Below are 19,378 nucleotides of genomic sequence, written 5' to 3'. Positions count from 1 at the left end.
TGTCTAGTTTCTTTTATAGATGTGGCAATAACTTCTTGTAAGTCTTGATATTAGTCTTGTCCATCATACTAGTACCACGAAGTTGGCGGCGTTGCTTCTTTGTCTTACCATGAAAACGGTGACTGGTATAAGCATTCGCACTTTTAAATCCACCGTTGGCAGTTCTCTTGAAACGTTTTGCTGCAGCACGGTTCGTTTTTTGTTTAGGCATTGGTAAAAATCCTCCTCAAGTATTTAAAAACTATTATTTTTGATCTTGGTCTTTTGGTGAAAGCATTAAGAACATGCTTCTTCCGTCCATTTTAGGTCGTTGGGTAACGGTTGCGACATCTGCTGTTTCAGCAGCCATTCGGTCAAGAACTTTTCGGCCGATATCCTTATGCGTAATGGCACGGCCCTTAAATCGAATTGAGACACGAACCTTTTCGCCCTTTGCCAAAAACTTCTTAGCATTCTTCAATTTGGTGTTAAAATCGTTCACATCAATTGTTGGGCTTAATCGAACTTCCTTGACACTGATGACTTTTTGTTTCTTACGAGATTCACGTTCCTTTTTCTGTAAATCGAAACGATACTTCCCATAATCAAGAATCTTTGCAACCGGTGGTTTGGCTTTCGGTGCAACCAGGACAAGATCCAAATCGGCATCTTCGGCTAACCGAAGTGCTTCTGACTTAGTCTTAACACCAAGTTGATCACCATTAGCACCAATCAAACGAACCTCACGAGCACGGATTCCATCATTAACCATCATATCTTTTGCTATGGTACTTCACCTCCGAATAATTTGAAAAAGCAGAAAGAGAGTGGGCACACAATTGCGCCCGCTCTCAATTAAAGAACTTGGCTGACCAAGCTCTTACTCGATATCATGCCCAGCAAATTCAGAAATTTACTCAGGCGAGAAGCGGGTAGCTCCTGCTTTCATTTGAACAACTATTAAAGAATATCATCTAATCACTTATGTGTCAACTATCAACCATTAGCCACGTCGACATGCTGCCAATAAAAATTATTAATCGTCTTCACGTGAGTACGAAGCAATGTCTTTAGAGACTTCATCAATGAAGTCTGGAACCGACTTCGATTGGGTATCCTGTTCACCATACTTACGAACTGAAACACTGTTGCCACTCACTTCTTCATCACCAACAACCAGCGTGTATGGAATCTTATGGGTCTGGGCATCACGGATCAGGTAGCCCATCTTTTCAGCACGGGTATCAACTGATGAACGAATCTTCAATGCCCGGAGTTGGTCGTTAATCTTCTTAGCGTAATCCAAGTGCTTGTCTTGGCTGACCGGAATGATCTTAACTTGATGTGGTGCCAACCAGGTTGGGAAAGCACCCTTGTAGATTTCAGTCAGGTAGGCAACAAATCGTTCCATAGTCGAAACCAAACCACGGTGAATCATCACTGGCCGATGTTGTTTGCCATCTTCACCGATGTAATGGAGATCAAATCGTTCAGGGAGCATGAAGTCTAATTGAATGGTTGACAAAGTTTCTTCATTTCCCAGCGCAGTCTTGGTCTGAACATCCAACTTTGGACCATAGAAGGCAGCTTCACCTTCAGCTTCAACATAATCCAAACCCATTTCATCCATGGCGCCTTTCAGCATGGTTTGAGCACGGGTCCACATTTCATCGTCATCGAAATACTTCTCAGTATTCTTCGGGTCACGATAGCTCAAGCGGAAAGTGTAATCGTTAATGTCAAAGTCGTGATAAACCTCAACCATCAAGTTCAAGATATTCTTGAATTCTTCTTGAATTTGATCCAAGGCGACAAAGGTGTGACCATCGTTCAAGGTCATTTCACGAACTCGCTGAAGTCCGGATAAAGCGCCTGACTTTTCATAACGGTGCATCATGCCCAATTCGGCGATCCGCAATGGCAATTCACGATATGAACGAATGTGATGGTTATAAATTTGAATATGACTTGGGCAGTTCATTGGACGCAATTCAAGCTCTTCACCATCACCCATATCCATTGGTGGGAACATGTCTTCACGGTAGTGGTCCCAGTGTCCTGATTGCTTGTACAGGTCCAGGTTGGCCAAAACCGGTGTGTAGACGTGTTGGTAACCGTTGGCAACTTCCTTGTCAACAATGTAGCGTTCAATGGTTCTTCTGATTGTGGCACCATTTGGCATCCAGTAAGGCAGGCCGGCACCGACTTTAGGATCAACAAAGAATAGATCCAGTTCGTTGCCGATTACCCGATGGTCACGTTCATGAGCTTCTTGACGTTTCTCAAGGTCTTCATCCAACTCTTTTTGTTTATTAAAGGCCGTTGCATAGATCCGTTGCAACATTGGGTTGGATGACTTTCCCTGCCAGTATGCTCCGGCAACCGAAAGCAGCTTGAAGATCTTAACTTTACCAGTTGATGGCAAAACTGCTCCCTCAGCGATTGATTTGAAATCGCCGATTTGGAAGAATTTAACTTGGCCGTTGACTTCATTTTCTTTGACCAATTCTTTTTGATAAGGATCGTCGCCAGCGACTTGGGCAGCGTCAGCAGCGCTTAAGAAGACCACGCTAATTGGCTGATCTGCTTTGATGATCTTGTGCATTGAATCTTCAAGTGCACTCAATTGATCAACACTGATTTGAGTATCAGGCTTGTCGGTATCCACAAAGAAGCCATCTTCATCGGCGTCACTTTCACCAAAGTGAATATGATCAAAATCATTGGCGATCGCCATTTTTAAGATTTGAGCAGCAGTCGCACGCAAAACACTGAGACCCTCGTCACTATCTGAAGTAACAATTTCAATCTTGCCACCTTTATGTAGGGGCTCATCGTTGTTGACCCACTGACCATCAACCTTGGCAGCAACGGCTTTTTTACCTAAACTAACGGCAATTGATTTGGCAATGGCTTCTGAGGTAACGCCATCATCAAATTGTTTAACACTGCCATCTGGAAATTCAAATGAAAGTTGTGACATATTTCTTACTCCCTTTATATTTTATTGGAGCCACAAAAAAAGCCCCTGACATACTTATACAAGTACATCAGGGACGCAATTAGCGCGGTTCCACCCAAATTGGATTTTTGGACACAGATATCCAAAAAGCTCTCAAGTGGCTGCTAACGGTACCAACCGGGAAAGCATTATCCGCAATCCATTCTCAAAGAGTGGTAACAAAAGATTTCTCAACAAATGGTCTTCCAGGCTGGGACCATTCTCTCTGTGATGAGTCATCACTGTCATGTCTCTTTGATTCATTGACATTTAGTATAGAGTTGCACTTTAAAAATGTCAATTCAATTTGCAAATTAACTTGGTCGTCGATTTTTACCGGTCATCTCAACTTCACGTGATAAGAATCGGATTCGCTGCATTAATCGTTTGGCTTTCAAGGGCTCATCGTCCCCTTTTTGATTGATTCGCAAATGTTCCTGTTCAAGTTGGACCATTGAGAAATTGGACGTGAAAAACGTCGGTAACTGCTGCTGCATCCGATATTCCAAGATAACCCCCAACACCTCATCTCGAACCCATGAGGACATGGAGTCGGCGCCAATATCGTCAATCATTAAGACGGGGGACTTTTTAATCACATCAATTTTGTCGCTGACAGAGTTGTCGTTAATTGCTGACTTCATCTCAACGGCGAAACTTGGAAAATGAACCATCGTCGTTTGGATCCCGTTATCAGCAAGTTCGTTGGCAATTGCGCCCGTCAGATACGTTTTACCGACACCAAATGGCCCGTATATGTACAGACCCGGATGGAAAGCCTTTTTATCCGCCTTCATTTGAGCAATAAAATCCAACGCCATTGAAAGGGCTGTGAACCGATTGGGGTCTGGATTGTTGGGATCAGCACCATCAAATTCAACGATCCGGGCATCTTTAATATCTTTGGGCATTGAAACGGTTCTGATTCGCCGTGCCAAAGATTGACTCCGTTGTTTCTCAATGACCTCGGGGGATGCTGAATAAGAGATGTCAATCAAATGATCGTTAATCACCAGTTGTGGCAAATAGCCAGGCGCAAATGATTGTTTTTTAGCCTTAATTTGATTTTTGACATTGACATACTCATACAGTTTGGCGGCTGAACGGTCAACCGCATCTGAAGCCAGTTCATCTTGATGATCGTGAAGAAATTTGGCAATCTCAGGATCATTTTTTATCTGTTCAATAATTTTTTGGAAGCCACTCGCGACGTTGCCACCTTTGAAGTGGCGGTCTTCCATCAATTTCTTGACAAAATCACTTACTTTTTCCATTCAATCTCACCTACTCCCCGGCTTTTTTAACTTATCGAGCTGTGCTTTGAGTTGTTTTCTTTGGGCCTCAGTTAATTGTGAGGTTGGCTTGCTTGTCGACGGTGTTTGATCATCCTTAGCCCAATCAGGCAGGGTCTCTTTAACATTAACCCGCCGCTGTTTGTACTTGGCAGCCCGCTCGTCGGCCTTTTTCTGCTTGTCGATTGTGCGATTCTTGATGGCATTAATGGCACTCTCAGCATCAAAAATATCATGTTGGGACCAGTCGTCCGCAATCGTTGACATCAAATTTTTATTCAGGGTCGAGCGATTTTCGTCCACCAATAAATAGTAGATCAAAATATTGATGACTTCATTCGGCAACGCCCTCAGGCTGACAAGCTCGCGTAAAGTCCGCTGTTCACCGCTGGTCACAATACCGTGCTTTTGTTTCTTAATTTGTTCCAAAAACATCACCGGCGCAACCTTTTTACTGATTGAAATCAACTGGGCGACTGGCGTGTCAAATTTTGTGGCAGACGAATTGCTTTTGACAGCTGGCGTTGATTTCTCAACATTCTCTGCTTGATGGTGGGTAAAACTATCCGTGATGATCGCTTTGAGCTGATTCTGATTTAATTCGTTGGTACTGAGATTAGTCGCCTTTTGGACAAGTTTTGACATTTGAATTTCATCAATCCCGTAAAGCAGGTTTTCCGATAAAATGAGATCTCTAGCAGCTTTAACAGAGTTGAGATCCACGTAGGAATTTTCAAGCATATTTAGCAGCAACTTGAAATTAAATTGGCGACTATCCGGTTCAAAGCTGCTCTCGCTGATAGTTGCCGAAGAGTGAGCAATCGTTGATTTGGCATCATTGACCGCCCCTGGAATATTTTTAATCAGGTTCTGAGGCACAGCAAATGAATCCAGCAAAGATGCCGAAACATTGGTCGTCTCACCGAGATCTGGAAGTGGCGAAACAAGTCGATCGACAATCTGCTTATAGGTCGTCTCGCCCACCTTACCCAAGAGGATAATCGACAAAATATCGGTTCGTAAAAACTGTTCGGCAGATAATGGCAGGTTCAACGAGTAAATTAAGATATCCGGCTTGGCGTTAGAAACCAGTGTGTTGATCAGCTTAACACCCTCCAACTGCTTTCGAATCGCCACCAGCTGACCAATCTTGCAATTAAGCATACTTTGAATTTCGTAGTGCTTATGCAAAATTAACTGATTATGGTCGCTTAAACTCATCGACCACAACAAGTTGTATAACCCCAATGCTTTTTCACCAATCATTGGTAGATACAAATTGGTTAAAACACTGTGATCCAAGCTCCGATTAATGTGGGCATTGATCGTGAGATACTTTGTATCGGGTGTTAACTTGTCGAACGACTCTGCCATTTATTTGTCCCCCGAGTGATCCTGACCCTTTTTCTTATCCTTTTCCATAATTTCTTTAAGCTCTTTATAAAAGACCGACATGTCCTTAAACTGTCGGTAAACACTGGCAAATCGGATGTACGCAATTTCATCCAAGTTAGCCAAGTCTTCCATAACGTATTCACCAATTTGCTGGCTGGAAACTTCATTTTCGCCTAACGACCGTAGTTTATTTTCAACCCGATCCACCAAATTGGTGATTGCATCCATGGATACTGGACGCTTTTCTGCTGATCTGACAATGCCTTTTAACAGCTTCTCACGATTAAATTCTTCGCGGTTGCCATTTTTCTTCACCACTAATAACGGGGTTACTTCCACCCGTTCAAATGTCGTAAATCGAAAACCGCAGTGTTCACATTCTCTTCTTCGTCTGATCACCCGGCCGTCATCAGTCGGCCGACTGTCAACCACCTTGGAACCGTTGTATCCGCAATGAGGACATTGCATGGTGTTCACCTCGTCTATTTCGTTTCCTTCGCCAACCATCTATCGACTTGTGTTAGCGTTGTTGTCATTGTTCCTGAGTTATAAATAATTGTATCAGCCAAATCGCATTTTGTCTGCAATGGCCATTGGTTCCTGATTCTTTTAGTTGCATTTACAATACTTAGTTTATTGCGTTTCATCAATCGACGCAACTGAGTAACCGGGTCGCAGTATACCACGACGATCTCGTCGACCAGGTGGGCATAACCATTTTCAAACAGGGTTGGCGCATCAAGCACCACTAACTCGGCGTTTTGATAAGTATCAAGCTGGCGGAAAATCTCTGATCGAATGAACGGATCAATGGTTCGAACCAACTGCTTAAGGTCTGCCGGGTTACTAAACACAATGTGGCCGAGTGCTTGGCGATCAAGTGTCCCATCAGATAACAAAATCCGTTGTCCAAAGTGATCCACTAGTGCGGAAAGTCCAGGCGTTCCAAATTGTTCCACTTGATGGGTCACGATGTCAGCGTCAATCACTGGAATCCCCCGCTGGCGAAGATAGTCACTGACCACCGATTTTCCGGTGGCAATTCCGCCAGTTAAACCAATTAATTTAGTCATTTTTTTACACCACGCAAGGGCTGGCATTGAGGACAAAAATGAGTTCCCCGCTGTGCCAACTTAATTTTAACGATTTTTGTGCCGCACCTTGGACACGGTTCGCCTTCACGACCATACACATTTAATTGATTTTGGAAACTGCCGGCTTCACCATAGGCCGTTGAGTATGAATGAACGGTCGTTCCATGGCCGGCGATGGCCTTGGCTAATTCTGCAATGATGTTTTTCCGCAACGCTTTAATTTGACCCAGTGTCAATGTGTTGACGGGCTGTTGGGGATTGATTTTGCTCAGCCATAAAACCTCGTCGGCATAAATGTTGCCAAGCCCGGCAATGTTACTTTGGTCCAGCAAAAAAGGCTTGATGACCTTACGGCTTTTAGAAAATATTTTCTGCATGTAATCGACCGTCAATTCTTCTTCGGTTGGTTCCGGTCCGATCGTTTTCAATCCGGCAACTTGCATCTCGGTGCCGGTATCAACCAAATTCATTCGGCCGAATTTTCGGGTGTCGTTATATCGTAACTGGCGGCCGTCAGTTAGATGAAAAATGATGTGGGTATATTTGCCAACTGGTGCCCCTTCAGGCTCCACATCGTACTTGCCTTCCATTCGTAAATGAGAAACAATTGTTAAATTGTCACTTAATCTGATCAACAGATATTTGCCCCGCCGATCAATTTTTTCAATCAGTTTGCCGCGGAGGGCTTTTTTAAAATCGTTTGGTGGTAAATTAATCATTTTGGCATACAAAACATCCACCGATTGGATGGTACTTCCTTCAACCAATTGGGTCAGGCCGCGTCGCACGGTCTCAACTTCAGGTAATTCAGGCATTGAGATCCCCCATTTACTTCAATTTATTTTGCATCATACCAGGTCTTACCCCAGTGGCTTTCAACTTTTAGTGGCACATTCAAGTGAATGGCTGAATCCATCACACTTGGAATCAATTGTTTGACGGTGGCCATTTCTTCGTCAGGTACTTCAAAAATTAATTCATCATGAACCTGCAGCAACATGCGGGTTTTCATGTCCTTAATTGCATCCGCCATATTAATCATGGCAATTTTGATAATATCTGCTGCGCTGCCCTGGATTGGCGTGTTCATCGCTGTCCGCTCAGCAAATGACCGCAAATTAAAACTCTTGGAATTGATATCCGGCAAATAACGGCGTCGATGGGCAATTGTCTCCACATAGCGGTGATTGCGGGCAAATTCAACGATGTCTTCAGTGTACTTTTTAACGCCTGGATACTCCTCAAAATAACGTTCAATAAATGAATGGGCCTGCTTTCGGGTAATGCCTGTGTTGGACGCTAAACCAAAATCACTAATCCCGTAAACAATCCCAAAGTTGACGGCTTTGGCTTGACGCCTAAGCTCCGGGGTCACTTCTTCATTTGACGATAAGCCAAAAATTCTCCGAGCAGTGGTGGCGTGGATATCTTCGCCATTTTTGAACGCATCCTGCATGTTGTGATCGTCAGTGATCGATGCCAAAACCCGCAGTTCGATTTGGGAATAATCAGACGAGAAGATCTGCCACCCGGGATGAGATGGTATAAAGGCCTGACGGATTAGTCTGCCTTCTTCTGAGCGAACCGGTATGTTTTGCAGATTCGGATCAACTGAAGACAGCCGCCCTGTTTGGGTCAACGTTTGCAGATATCTGGTATGAACTTTAGAATCATCCGGATGAATGACCTTCAGCAAGCCATCCACATAGGTTGACTGTAGTTTGGAAATCTGGCGATAATCTAATACATTCTGGACGATTGGCGCATCCGGGGCCAGTTTCTCCAAGACATCCACTGAAGTTGAGTAGCCGGTTTTAGTCTTCTTTAAAATTGGCAGACGCAACTTCTCAAACAAAATTTTTCCGAGCTGTTTAGGAGAACCAATGTTAAATTCTTCACCAGCTTCTTGGAAAATGGTCTGCTCAATTTCAGCCAACCGTTCTTTGAATTTACTGCCCATGCCTTCCAAAGTTGCTGAATCAACTTTGATACCATTAATTTCCATGTGAGCAAGTACAAAAGCGATCTTAATTTCAATGTCCCAATACAATTTAGATTGATTATGGGCATCCAAATCTTTAAACAGCCCATCGTGCAGTGCATCAATTGCTTTAGCCTTGTGAACCAAATGTGCCAGGAAGGTCGGCGAATCGGGATCAATGTTTCGCTTAGCACCCTTGCCATACACTTCCTCATCGGTTTTAACGTTATAGAACCCGTGCAAGTGGGCAACGGTGCCGACATCGTTACTGTTATTAGTTGTATTAAGCAAATACGATACCAACAGCATGTCAAAGTCAACATTGGCAAGGTTGATGCCTTGTCGATAAAGGCCCACATAGGTCCGTTTAGCATCAAAGACATTCTTTTTGATGGACTTACTGGTCAAAAGACCGCTGACGTGCTGATTGTGAAGCAGATCCGGATCATTGGTCACATACCAGTGATCGCCCTGTCCAATCGCAAAACCAACCAATGGCGAAATGTGATAATTTTCTTCTGACATCTCTAAATGAAACGAAACTTCATCCTTAAATTGATCGAGTTCAGCAGCATTCTTAGTGGACAAAACCGTATATTGAATATCAGCCTGATCGTCCGCATGGTCCTGATCATCCACTGACAATTTTGCCAGGAATGATTTGAAACCCATTCGTTCGTAGAAATCAGTCAGTTTGTCAATATTGTCCCCTTGATACTTCAATTGATCCAACGAAATGGTGACCGGGGCATCCCGATTAATGGTTGCCAACGTATGAGCACGTTCTGCTTGTGCTTGATCATGAATCAAGTGTTCCTTCAACTTTTTGCCAGAAACCTGATCAATATTTTGATAAAGATTGTCAATGGTGCCAAATTGTTGGACAAGCTTGACTGCCGTTTTGTCACCGACCTTCTCAACACCCGGATAATTATCGGAGTTGTCGCCCTTAAGCCCCTTGATTTCAATAATTTGACTGGGTTTAACCCCCAACTTTTCTTCGACATGCTTGGGTGTATAAGTTTCCAACTCAGTCACACCCTTTTTTGAAACCTGAACGGTGGTTTTATCCGAAGTCAACTGGGTCAAATCCCGGTCTCCGGTGACAATCACAACTTGATAATTGTTGGCTTCTTCAGCCTTTTTAGCCAAGGTGCCAATAATATCATCGGCTTCATAATCTGGTAATTCATAGGTCGAAATCCCCCGGGCGTTAATTAATTCCTTTAAGAATGGAAATTGCTCAGACAGTTCAGTTGGCGTCTTTGCGCGACCACCTTTATAGTCAGCGTACATTTTCGTTCGAAAGGTTGTCTTGCCGGCATCAAATGCAACCAGGACGTCAGTCGGCTTTTCATCTGTCAATACTTTATCCAGCATCCGGTTGAATCCATAAATGGCGCTGGTATGTAAGCCAGATGGATTGGTAAATTTATCCATGGCCGTGTATAAAGCATAAAACGCTTTGAAGGCAATACTGTTACCATCAATTAATAATAATTTTTTAGTCATTAACTTCTCCTCTGATGAAAACTATTACTCTAATTTTACCACGACAGATAATAAAAAACGATTAACCAAATCAATGGCCAATCGTTGTAACAAGGTCTAAATTAACGGTCGTTATTGCCGAAAATCGAGAGTAATTGGAGAAATAGATTCACAAAGTCCAAGTACAATTGTAAAGCACCGAAGACTGCCAAACCGGTCATGGAAACTTCACCGTTCCCCGAATACTGGTTGTACATTTGTTTCATTTTTTGGGTATCATAGGCAGTTAAAACCGTGAAGATTAGCACTGCAATGATTGAGAAAACAAATGAAATCACCGAACTGCGTAAGAAAATGTTAATAATCATGGCAATGATTAAAGCAATTAAAGCTGCCGTCGCTTGCGCACCCCAACGATCGAGATTCTTGTGGGTCACTAACCCAACGGTCGTCATTGTGATGAAAATTGCCGAGGCGGAAACAAAAGCTGCCGCAATTGAGGCACCCGTATATGCCCAGGCAATCGTCGCAAAGACAAAGCCACTTAGAATTGCATATAACATCAAGACCGTAAACGCAAGGGTTGGCCGTTTCAATGCCTGAAGTGAAATGACAAATGGTAGGACAAACCACAAAATCATTGACCCCCACATGACACCTTGGTGACTGGCAATGTAAACAGCCATTCCACCGGCAGTCGAACCGCTAACTAAAAATGCTGTTGCGGCAGAGACTAAAACCGCCAAACTCATCCAACCATACATTTTGGTTAAAAAAGCATTCAACCCGGCTGCGTTGTTGACGACTCGTCGAGCTTTCTGTTGTTCGTTTGGATAATTGTTCATTCAATCCGCTCCCTTTTGTTTGTAAGTTCAAATATTGCCTCAAACAATTTGCAGTATTTATACTTATACTGTTAAATAATTCTACCAAATAAAAGCCATTAATCAAGTATTTACGACTCAACTAACGACTTCTATAGGATATCTTAATTAATCTTTTTGCTCAAATGACTTAACAGATCTTCATAAGATTTCTCGTACTTTTGAATGTCGCCGGCACCCATAAAAATCACCACGTCGTTATCGTAATCCAACAGTGGTGACATGTTGTCGACAGACAAAATGCGACCACCCTTCGTGATCTTCTTGGATAGGTCTTCACTGGAAACTTTTCCGTGACTTTCTCGTGGTGAACTATAAATCGAGGTCAGGAAAACTTCGTCAGCTAAATTCAAACTCTTAGCAAAATCATCCATCAAAGCAATTGTTCGACTGAAGGTATGCGGTTGAAAGACAACCGCGATCTTTTTGCTAGGGTATTCCTGACGAGCAGCATCAATGGTTGCTTTAATTTCAGTTGGATGATGGGCATAATCGTCGATGATTGTCATCCCGGCAATTTTACGTTCAGCAAACCGACGCTTAACGCCTTGGAAAGTCTTTAGTTCTTTGCGGATTTCATCTAAGTCAACATCTTCGAAGTAAGCGACGGCGATCACAGCCAACGAATTGAAAATGTTATGTTCACCAAACAAAGGCACCGAGAAATTACCGAGATTTTTACCCTTGTAAGTGACATCAAAACTCGAACCACTGGTTGTCCGCTTAACATCAACCGCCTGAAAATCATCAGTATCGTTTAAGCCATAATAATAAATTGGCACCTTGGCTTTCAGTTGACGGAGACGTTTGTCGTCGCCCCAAGCAAAGATTCCCTTCTTCGTCTGATTCGCAAACGTTTGAAATGCGTCGGCAACATCATCGATGCTCTTGTAGTAATCGGGATGATCAAAATCAATATTAGTCATGATGGCGTAATCTGGTTCAGTTGCCAGAAAATGACGACGGTATTCATCGGCTTCGTAAACGAAGAAACGGGCATTTGGGACACCCTTCCCAGAACCATCACCAATCAAGTAATCAGTTGGGGCGATTCCCGAAAGCACATGGGACAACAGTCCAGTCGTGCTGGTCTTGCCGTGGGCACCAGAAACCCCAATACTGGTCTTACCCTTGATGATTTTGCCAAGAAACTCGTGGTAACGGTAAACCGTCAAGCCCATTTCCCTGGCTTTCTTGATCTCTGGATGGTCATCCGTAAAGGAGTTGCCGGCAATCACTGTCAGTCCTTCGTGAATGTTGTTTTCATCAAAGGGTAAAATTTTGATGCCGGCCTTTTCAAGTCCTCGTTGCGTAAAGGTGTACTGGTCAATGTCTGACCCCTGCACTTTCTCACCACGGTCATGCAAGATTAAGGCCATGGCGGCCATCCCAGTTCCTTTAATTCCTACAAAATGATATACCGTATCTGAATTCATTAGACATCCTACCTATCCCATTATGTTATTTTTGATTATTTTCTGGAGATTTCCGAGCGGATTCATCTGCCGTCTGCTTATAGTACACTGTCCGCGGCTTGGACCCCTGCTGCTCTGAAATCAAATTCTTTTCCTGCAAATGATCAATAATGTTTGCAGCTCTATTATACCCGATTGAAAATACTCGTTGAAGCTTTGAAGTCGAAATTGTGTCTTCGCTGCCAATATATTTTAAAACTTGGGGCATCAATCGGTCCTCAGAACTCGTTTCAGCAGTCGCTTTTTTCAAGCTGTCAGGTGTGAACAAATATTTAGGTTCTCCCTGCTGACGGACATAGTCAACAATTCCGTCAAGCTCTTGATTGGTCACGAAAGCACCCTGCAATCGGACTGGTTGATTGCCACCACTTCCAAGATACAGCATATCTCCGCGACCAAGTAACCGTTCAGCTCCAGCCGAATCCAAAATCGTTCTGGAATCAACCTGACTGGAGACCATGAAAGCAATTCGCGTCGGAATGTTATTCTTGATAGTTCCAGTCACAATATCAACACTTGGACGCTGAGTGGCCACAATTAAATGAATGCCGGCTGCCCTGGCTTTTTGAGTAATTCGGACAATGTAGTCTTCAACTTCACTGGAGGCGACCATCATCAAGTCGGCCAATTCGTCAATAATCACAAGAATATAAGGCATTTTGAGCCCGTATTCTTTTGCTTCACTTGCCTGTCGATTGAACTGTTCGATATTTTTAGCACCCGCTGCAGCCAATTTTTCATACCGCTGATCCATTTCCTTGGTGACCCATTTGAGAGAGGCAGCCGCAGCCTGTGGATCAGAGATAACCGGCGATAATAGGTGTGGTATCCCATCATACGGCGCCAGTTCCACTGCCTTGGGGTCAATTAAGAGCAACCGCAAATCCGCCGGTGTCGCTTTATACAGTAAAGAAACCAACAAACTATTGATAAAAACACTTTTACCGGATCCAGTTGCCCCAGCAATCAGGCCATGGGGCATTTTCTTGATATCAGTCGTTCTCGGGACTCCTGACAAATCAACGCCTAATGCGGTCGTAAGTGGCGAGTGACTATCTTGGAAATGCTTGGTCGAAATAACTTCTGAAAGCACAACCGGTCTCGGATTAGGATTAGGGATTTCGATTCCGACAGTGGTTTTTCCGGGAATTGGTGCTTCAATTCGAATATCCTTGGCTGCCAAAGCCAGCTTCAAATCATCGGTTAAATTGGTAATTCGGCTGACTTTGACGCCAAGTGCCAATTTAACTTGAAATTGGGTCACTGTTGGCCCATTTGTCCAATCAACAACCTGCGCATTGACCTTAAAGGCGGCAAATGTTTGATTGAGAATCTCAGATTGATGAGTGATCCAATCATCAATTGAATCGGATTCCATTTGCTGCGGTTTCGACAATAAAGATAGCGGTGGAAAATGGTAACCATGGTCGTCAATCGAAGTGTTTAATCCAGTTGTCTGAGATGAGGATTGCCGTTCAACGACATTAGCCGATTGACCAATGTGATTAACTTTTTTAACGTCGGCATTGTGGTTAAGTTGTTGCGCGTTAAACAAAGAAAGGTCAGATTCACTGGCCCTTTGATTATGCATAATTGAACTGAACGACTGCCCCAACCCGTGCTGACTCAAAGCCTTCCTGGGTTGACGATTTAAATGTCGAATAGCCGGGTCTGAACTGGTTTGTGGCTGCTCAGGCACAGGCGACTTCTCTGATGAGTTCTGAGGTTGACCCTTAGTCGGCTTAACGGGCTTTGTTTTGGGAACAGGTTGATTGGAACGCTGCTCACGAGGTTGATCAATCGTTGGCTGTTGATCAGCAATCACGATTAAATCGTCATATGTAATCCTCAGCCGACGCGTCAATTCATCGTACAAACGATGTCTGCGATGGGCCTGGCTGAGAAAATAATTAGTTTGAATTTGCTGCTTGCGTTTATCGGATTTTGAACGCTTTTGAGGTTTGAAATTCTTAATCTCTTTCAAAAAAGCCGGAGTCTCATCCCCACGGTCAAATTTGGCATCTAGGAGCCTGTTTGACCGCGTGTCTTGGATTTTAGGCACTGCCGGCTGATTATTCTGTTTCGTTATCCGCTCTTGACGAGGCTTTCGGGTAATCCCCTTCCGCCGGAAAAAAGCGGGTCCATCATAATGCTTCATTACTCATCCACCCAAAATCCTTAATCGAATAAATGCTGTGCCTTGTCAAAATCAAAGGCATCCCCTACCTGATAGTCATCAGGTAAAATCAGTACACCTGGAACCTGTGGCGCGTTCTTCAATCCCAACTCACGGCCGGAACAAATCATTCCATCACTCTCAACACCACGTAACTTACCCGGCCAAATAATCTGGCCGTCAGGCATCATGGCGCCACTCAAAGCAACCACCACTTTAATGTCTTCACGCATGTTCGGCGAACCACTGACAATTTGAACGTCTTTGCCAGTGCCAATGTCTGTTTGAGTGATCTGTAAATGATTAGCCTTTGGATGGTCTGCCACTGACTTAACATAGCCAACAACAAACTTCGGCTGATTATCATAGCGGACATCCGCCGGGAAATCGTGATCGCCCAAATATTGATTCAAGTGAGCAACCTGTTCTTCAGTTAAATGAATTTGGCCATTTTCATGAACAATTTCTGGAAGAATTTCGCTTACTGCTAAAAAGTTGTACCCCAACGTCTGATTAGTATCAGCTGCAAAAATCCGGGCAACCTTGTCATGAATCGTCACGCTTTGTTCACCCACATCCGGGTTCATGATGAGGACCATTGTGTCGCCTGTACTGTTTGGGTTATAACTGGTTATTAACATTTCAAAATTCCTTCCAACAATTAATTATTTTTCTACGGTACTTGCTAACGAGTTAATAAAGTTTTCAACTTCTGCTTTGGTCTTTCTGTCACCATTATTGAAGCGGCCGATTTCTTGACCATCTGAATAGGCAACAAAACTTGGAATCCCCATAATGCCCATCTCACCAGCCAGATCAATATTTTCATCACGATCAACTTGTAAGAATGTGTATTCAGGATATTCGGCTTCAATGGCGGGCATAGCCGGTTTGATGAAGCGGCAGTCCGGGCACCAGTCGGCCGTGAAGAATAGCATATACTTGCCATTCTCAAGTTGTTTGGTCAAATCTTTTAAATTCGTTTTAGGTAAATTTTGCAAAATTATCATCCTTTCACTTACTAATGTAAAGTACATCATAGCATAAATCTTCGGCCAACTAAATCAGTTTGCTCATCGGCTGCTAATAGTCTAAGGTAGACGTATTACATACAAAAAACAGGTGAAATGATGAAAAAACAAACAGTTTTCTATGCCCTATCACTCGCAGCCCTTGCTGCCAGTACCTATATCGTGGCTAAGTCCGATCGCAAACACGAAACTTTTTTAGCAGCTATCATCAAGGATACCAAACAATCGGCTGCATTAAAAGGTTTCAAGTACATCGGCAGCTGGAGCATACTACCGGCAACCGAGTCAACGGCCATTTTTCACTTTGGCTTTAATTACTTGAACGCTAATGGTGACCGAAAAGCAGAAGCCTTTTGGGTCGACCAAGCTTCACAACAAGTGGTTAAACATCAAATTATCACGCTGTGAAATGAGCAATCAGCTTATAAATTGGCCCCTTTGGACTGAATTTGTGCTCATACTCAGTTTCAATATTCGCTTCATTTTCAGGGGAACGGTGCAAATCCAGTGAAACATAATCGAATGTCATTGGAAAATTGTTCATCGTGACCAAGGTGTATTCAAACAACCCACGATTATCAGTTTTGAATTCGATGTCGCCATCTTGGTCCAGCACATGGTTATAAGTTTTCAAAAAGAGCGGGGAAGTCAAACGACGTTTGGCATGCCGCTTTTTTGGCCAAGGATCAGAAAAATTCAAGAAAATCTTTTTAATTTCATTTTCATAGAACAATTCATCAAGGTCGGCACCATCAGTCAGAACAAACTGGACGTTTGGCAATGAATCTGCCATAAATGACCGAAGTGCCGTCGCAATGACAGAAGTCTGCAGTTCAATGCCGATATAGTTAATGTTGGGGTTGGCTCGAGCTGTTTCAATAATAAAGCGTCCCTTGCCAATTCCAATCTCAACATTGAGGGGTTGAACCTTGCCAAACCGGTCCTGCCATTTCCCCAACCAGTTCTTTGGATCCGTCACAATATAATCGCCATGGTCTTTGATATATTGATCGGCCCATGGCTTTTTTCTTACACGCATATCATTCTCCTATTTTATTCAACAATTTATCTGGTTCGTTCGCTTCTAGCGAGGCGTTTCGGCAGATACAGATAGACAAACAGCCAGATTTCGAGTACTTCACCAACAATCACACCGATGAAAGTCACTGGCGTTGCCAAATTAACGGCTAACACTGCCACTGCAAAAACGACACCTACTGTATTCAATAAGTACAGTAGAACCCTTTGAAAACTTTTTAGTTGGTACCGATTAGTGATTGGGTACACATGCACAAATGCGTTATCCGAGAAGTGAAAATAAAACGGGATCATTTGGAAGCCGATTAAATAAACAAACAATAGGCTCAAAAAGATGGGTAACAGCGCCCCCTTGACGAATACCAGAAACAAGGTTCCAATCACGAGTAATCGCACGTACAACCCACTCATTTCATTGTCGCGGACAATTCCATGGGCATACAAGTACAAATAAGTATTCCGAGGAATTAGTTTGATTCGATTCAAGATCCCGTCAACATAACGACGTCGTTTGACAGAACCCTGCAAAGTTGGGACGTCAGTAAATAAATTAAAGAATTGGTAGACGGTGTGCATCCGACTGTTTTCATCGTCAATCATCGTTGTCCAATCAAGCGATCGATTAGCCCAATTTTGCCGGGTAAAATAGCTGGCCAAAAGCGCAGCCAAAGAAATGATCAGGCCAATCCAATAATTAATGTAGACTGACAAACCCAGTGCAATCACGGGAACCAGCAATCGAAAGATGAACCGACTCGCCAACCACGATTGTCGTAAGTGGTATTTGCGGGCGAAGTCCGTATTTAACCAGGTTAATTTCAGAATCAAAATGCTTGCCAAAAGCAGATATAACTCGGTTGTCGTCGCATGCATGGTAACTTGAACAAACGGCATTAGCAAAATCCAAAATAGGACTTGGATTGCAATGGCGATTGACACACTATATCTAAAACCGCTCCGAAGATAATGATAGAGTTCCGCCTCTTTAGGCAGCAAAAAAACATAGTCGGGGCCCTCAATCAAAGTTGCAAAACGCCCCAGCTGCACGCTGACCAATAGAATTCCGACAATAACAAGTGGCGCCCACCACAAACCGGTGTGCAATTGTTTCAGTGCGTTGGAATAATAGTAGCCCAACCCACCGATTACAAATAACAGTGCCAGAACAAAATAGTCGTTAAAAACTAATCTGAGATAACGCATCATTTCCTTGAGATGCGTTGATAAGCGCTGCCTGAATAACTGCTTCATGAGGCATCGCCTTCCCTTGCCAAAGTCAGGTAAATATCATTAAGTGAATCGCCAGCATCTGGGAATAATTTCCGGAGCTCTTCAATGGTACCTTCTGTCCGAACTTGACCGTCGTGAAGTAACACAAACCGGTCACAATAACGCTGGGCAGTATCCAGCACGTGAGTCGACATTAAAATGCTGGCACCCTGTCGTTTTCTTTCAGAGATCAGGTTCAACAAGTCATTAACAGCCAATGGGTCCAAGCCAAGAAACGGTTCGTCAATAATAAATAGCTTGGCATTAGTCAAAAAGGCACAGACAATCATCACCTTTTGTCTCATCCCTTTTGAAAAGTTATCTGGGAACCAGTCTAATTTGTTGTCTAACCGAAAAAGCTTCAGTAGATCATGTGCGCGTTTCCAAGCCGCATCCTGATCAAGCCCATACGCCAACATGGTCATTTCCAAGTGTTCCTTTAAGGTTAATTCTTTGTAGACAATGGGTTGCTCAGGAATATAGGCAATTTGGGCTTTATATTGTTTAACGTCATCGTTCAAACCAATACCGTTAATTTTGATTGATCCTCTAAAGGGTGTTAACAACCCGATAATATGATTGATGGTCGTTGACTTTCCGGCCCCGTTTAGGCCAATTAAGCCAACCAACTCACCATCTTTAACGTCAAAATTGACGTCTTTTAGCACTGGTACTTGGGAGTAGCCCCCAACCAGATTTGAAACTTGTAAGGTCATTGTTTACCTCCGTATGATGATAAATGTACAAACAAGATTATACCATACAAAATTAGCCTTTGAGCTGGGTCAAAAACGCATTAATGGTATAATACACTTAGTATTCACAGAAAGAAGGTAGAGATTTTGAAAGATTGTATTTTTTGTAAAATCGTAAGAAATGAGATCCCCAGTTACACCGTATATGAGGACGACATTGTCAAGGCATTCCTGGATATTTCTCAAGGCACCCCTGGACATACACTGGTTATTCCAAAGAAGCATATTGCCAATATCTTTGACTATGACGAAGAATTGGCAAGTGCCGTCTTTGACAGAATTCCTAAGATTGCCCGGGCTGTGAAAGCTTCAAATCCTGACATTAAGGGCATGAATATTTTAAATAATAACGGCCAAGTTGCTTATCAATCCGTCTTTCATTCACACTTCCACCTAGTTCCCCGATATACCAGCAATGACGACTTTAAGATGATCTTCAAGGATAACTCCAACAAATACTCACCGGAACAGTTGAAGGCCATCCAAGAATCAATCGAACAACACATGGGTGATTAAT

At 43.2% G+C, this 19,378-nt stretch carries 19 protein-coding genes; 2 read left to right on the top strand and 17 right to left on the bottom strand.

Translation table 11 applies throughout. The features are described from left to right. Window positions 1–13: 13 nt before the first annotated feature. From rpmI to LPKJCM_RS06810, 14 genes are all read right to left on the bottom strand, one after another. Complete coding sequence (gene rpmI, locus LPKJCM_RS06880) at window positions 14–211, bottom strand: 50S ribosomal protein L35 (RefSeq protein WP_008856901.1); 198 nt, start codon at window positions 209–211, stop codon at window positions 14–16. 33 nt (window positions 212–244) lie between these two features. Continuing rightward, the gene (infC, locus tag LPKJCM_RS06875) at window positions 245–754 is read right to left on the bottom strand and encodes a translation initiation factor IF-3 (protein ID WP_057963252.1); all 510 of its coding nucleotides are present in this window, start codon (window positions 752–754) and stop codon (window positions 245–247) included. 261 nt (window positions 755–1,015) lie between these two features. Beyond that, window positions 1,016–2,962, bottom strand: coding sequence for a threonine--tRNA ligase (gene thrS / locus LPKJCM_RS06870; protein ID WP_057963251.1), 1,947 nt, complete (start codon window positions 2,960–2,962; stop codon window positions 1,016–1,018). A 332-nt stretch (window positions 2,963–3,294) separates the two neighbouring features. Further along, the gene (gene dnaI, locus LPKJCM_RS06860) at window positions 3,295–4,254 is read right to left on the bottom strand and encodes a primosomal protein DnaI (RefSeq protein WP_057963250.1); all 960 of its coding nucleotides are present in this window, start codon (window positions 4,252–4,254) and stop codon (window positions 3,295–3,297) included. Between the two features lie 6 nt (window positions 4,255–4,260). Then, window positions 4,261–5,646, bottom strand: a complete 1,386-nt coding sequence (locus LPKJCM_RS06855; protein ID WP_087069585.1) for a replication initiation and membrane attachment family protein — start codon at window positions 5,644–5,646, stop codon at window positions 4,261–4,263. After that, entirely contained in the window at window positions 5,647–6,135 is a 489-nt protein-coding gene (gene nrdR, locus LPKJCM_RS06850; RefSeq protein ID WP_013728017.1) for a transcriptional regulator NrdR, read from the bottom strand. A gap of 14 nt (window positions 6,136–6,149) precedes the next feature. Beyond that, window positions 6,150–6,740 carry a dephospho-CoA kinase gene (gene coaE, locus LPKJCM_RS06845; protein WP_057963248.1) on the bottom strand — a complete coding sequence of 197 codons (591 nt, stop codon included), beginning with the start codon at window positions 6,738–6,740 and terminating at the stop codon, window positions 6,150–6,152. Beyond that, window positions 6,737–7,576: a DNA-formamidopyrimidine glycosylase gene (mutM, locus tag LPKJCM_RS06840; protein WP_057963247.1), complete on the bottom strand. Its 840-nt coding sequence runs from the start codon at window positions 7,574–7,576 to the stop codon at window positions 6,737–6,739. Before mutM ends, coaE begins: the two co-directional genes overlap by 4 nt. A gap of 23 nt (window positions 7,577–7,599) precedes the next feature. Beyond that, window positions 7,600–10,254 (bottom strand): DNA polymerase I, encoded by a 2,655-nt coding sequence (polA, locus tag LPKJCM_RS06835; RefSeq protein WP_057963246.1) that lies wholly within the window; start codon window positions 10,252–10,254, stop codon window positions 7,600–7,602. 101 nt (window positions 10,255–10,355) lie between these two features. After that, on the bottom strand, window positions 10,356–11,078 hold the full coding sequence (locus LPKJCM_RS06830; RefSeq protein WP_057963245.1) for a Bax inhibitor-1/YccA family protein: 723 nt from the start codon (window positions 11,076–11,078) through the stop codon (window positions 10,356–10,358). Between the two features lie 143 nt (window positions 11,079–11,221). Continuing rightward, a complete protein-coding gene (murC, locus tag LPKJCM_RS06825) occupies window positions 11,222–12,553 on the bottom strand; it encodes a UDP-N-acetylmuramate--L-alanine ligase (protein WP_057963244.1) in 1,332 nt (443 codons plus the stop codon). A 25-nt stretch (window positions 12,554–12,578) separates the two neighbouring features. After that, on the bottom strand, window positions 12,579–14,750 hold the full coding sequence (locus tag LPKJCM_RS06820; RefSeq protein WP_057963243.1) for a DNA translocase FtsK: 2,172 nt from the start codon (window positions 14,748–14,750) through the stop codon (window positions 12,579–12,581). Between the two features lie 20 nt (window positions 14,751–14,770). Then, window positions 14,771–15,409 carry a YtpR family tRNA-binding protein gene (gene ytpR, locus LPKJCM_RS06815; protein WP_057963242.1) on the bottom strand — a complete coding sequence of 213 codons (639 nt, stop codon included), beginning with the start codon at window positions 15,407–15,409 and terminating at the stop codon, window positions 14,771–14,773. Between the two features lie 24 nt (window positions 15,410–15,433). Next, entirely contained in the window at window positions 15,434–15,769 is a 336-nt protein-coding gene (locus LPKJCM_RS06810) for a thioredoxin family protein (protein WP_057963241.1), read from the bottom strand. A gap of 129 nt (window positions 15,770–15,898) precedes the next feature. On the opposite strand from LPKJCM_RS06810, the gene LPKJCM_RS06805 reads away from it, so the two are divergent. Then, window positions 15,899–16,207: a hypothetical protein gene (locus tag LPKJCM_RS06805; protein ID WP_057963240.1), complete on the top strand. Its 309-nt coding sequence runs from the start codon at window positions 15,899–15,901 to the stop codon at window positions 16,205–16,207. Here LPKJCM_RS06805 and trmB read toward each other — a convergent pair. From trmB to LPKJCM_RS06790, 3 genes are read right to left on the bottom strand one after another with little or no spacing between them, the layout of a single operon-like run. Beyond that, a complete protein-coding gene (gene trmB / locus LPKJCM_RS06800) occupies window positions 16,197–16,838 on the bottom strand; it encodes a tRNA (guanosine(46)-N7)-methyltransferase TrmB (RefSeq protein ID WP_057963239.1) in 642 nt (213 codons plus the stop codon). The genes LPKJCM_RS06805 and trmB overlap by 11 nt on opposite strands. 26 nt (window positions 16,839–16,864) lie before the next feature. Continuing rightward, complete coding sequence (locus tag LPKJCM_RS06795) at window positions 16,865–18,088, bottom strand: ABC transporter permease (protein WP_057963238.1); 1,224 nt, start codon at window positions 18,086–18,088, stop codon at window positions 16,865–16,867. Continuing rightward, complete coding sequence (locus LPKJCM_RS06790; protein WP_057963237.1) at window positions 18,085–18,822, bottom strand: ABC transporter ATP-binding protein; 738 nt, start codon at window positions 18,820–18,822, stop codon at window positions 18,085–18,087. Before LPKJCM_RS06790 ends, LPKJCM_RS06795 begins: the two co-directional genes overlap by 4 nt. A gap of 126 nt (window positions 18,823–18,948) precedes the next feature. On the opposite strand from LPKJCM_RS06790, the gene LPKJCM_RS06785 reads away from it, so the two are divergent. Then, window positions 18,949–19,377 (top strand): HIT family protein, encoded by a 429-nt coding sequence (locus LPKJCM_RS06785; RefSeq protein ID WP_057963236.1) that lies wholly within the window; start codon window positions 18,949–18,951, stop codon window positions 19,375–19,377. Window position 19,378: the final 1 nt, after the last annotated feature.

This window comes from Lentilactobacillus parakefiri (assembly GCF_002157585.1).
Classification (GTDB): domain Bacteria; phylum Bacillota; class Bacilli; order Lactobacillales; family Lactobacillaceae; genus Lentilactobacillus; species Lentilactobacillus parakefiri.
Note: the sequence above shows the minus strand (reverse complement) of the source record. Positions and strands in the feature narration are given on the sequence as shown.

Coding starts and splice junctions, on each gene's coding strand:
- LPKJCM_RS06790 (WP_057963237.1), bottom strand. CDS start 18,822: ATGACCTTACAAGTTTCAAATCTGGTTGGGGGCTACTCCCAAGTACCA.
- rpmI (WP_008856901.1), bottom strand. CDS start 211: ATGCCTAAACAAAAAACGAACCGTGCTGCAGCAAAACGTTTCAAGAGA.
- LPKJCM_RS06855 (WP_087069585.1), bottom strand. CDS start 5,646: ATGGCAGAGTCGTTCGACAAGTTAACACCCGATACAAAGTATCTCACG.
- LPKJCM_RS06805 (WP_057963240.1), top strand. CDS start 15,899: ATGAAAAAACAAACAGTTTTCTATGCCCTATCACTCGCAGCCCTTGCT.
- coaE (WP_057963248.1), bottom strand. CDS start 6,740: ATGACTAAATTAATTGGTTTAACTGGCGGAATTGCCACCGGAAAATCG.
- thrS (WP_057963251.1), bottom strand. CDS start 2,962: ATGTCACAACTTTCATTTGAATTTCCAGATGGCAGTGTTAAACAATTT.
- polA (WP_057963246.1), bottom strand. CDS start 10,254: ATGACTAAAAAATTATTATTAATTGATGGTAACAGTATTGCCTTCAAA.
- LPKJCM_RS06820 (WP_057963243.1), bottom strand. CDS start 14,750: ATGAAGCATTATGATGGACCCGCTTTTTTCCGGCGGAAGGGGATTACC.
- trmB (WP_057963239.1), bottom strand. CDS start 16,838: ATGCGTGTAAGAAAAAAGCCATGGGCCGATCAATATATCAAAGACCAT.
- ytpR (WP_057963242.1), bottom strand. CDS start 15,409: ATGTTAATAACCAGTTATAACCCAAACAGTACAGGCGACACAATGGTC.
- nrdR (WP_013728017.1), bottom strand. CDS start 6,135: ATGCAATGTCCTCATTGCGGATACAACGGTTCCAAGGTGGTTGACAGT.
- dnaI (WP_057963250.1), bottom strand. CDS start 4,254: ATGGAAAAAGTAAGTGATTTTGTCAAGAAATTGATGGAAGACCGCCAC.
- LPKJCM_RS06830 (WP_057963245.1), bottom strand. CDS start 11,078: ATGAACAATTATCCAAACGAACAACAGAAAGCTCGACGAGTCGTCAAC.
- murC (WP_057963244.1), bottom strand. CDS start 12,553: ATGAATTCAGATACGGTATATCATTTTGTAGGAATTAAAGGAACTGGG.
- LPKJCM_RS06795 (WP_057963238.1), bottom strand. CDS start 18,088: ATGAAGCAGTTATTCAGGCAGCGCTTATCAACGCATCTCAAGGAAATG.
- mutM (WP_057963247.1), bottom strand. CDS start 7,576: ATGCCTGAATTACCTGAAGTTGAGACCGTGCGACGCGGCCTGACCCAA.
- infC (WP_057963252.1), bottom strand. CDS start 754: ATGATGGTTAATGATGGAATCCGTGCTCGTGAGGTTCGTTTGATTGGT.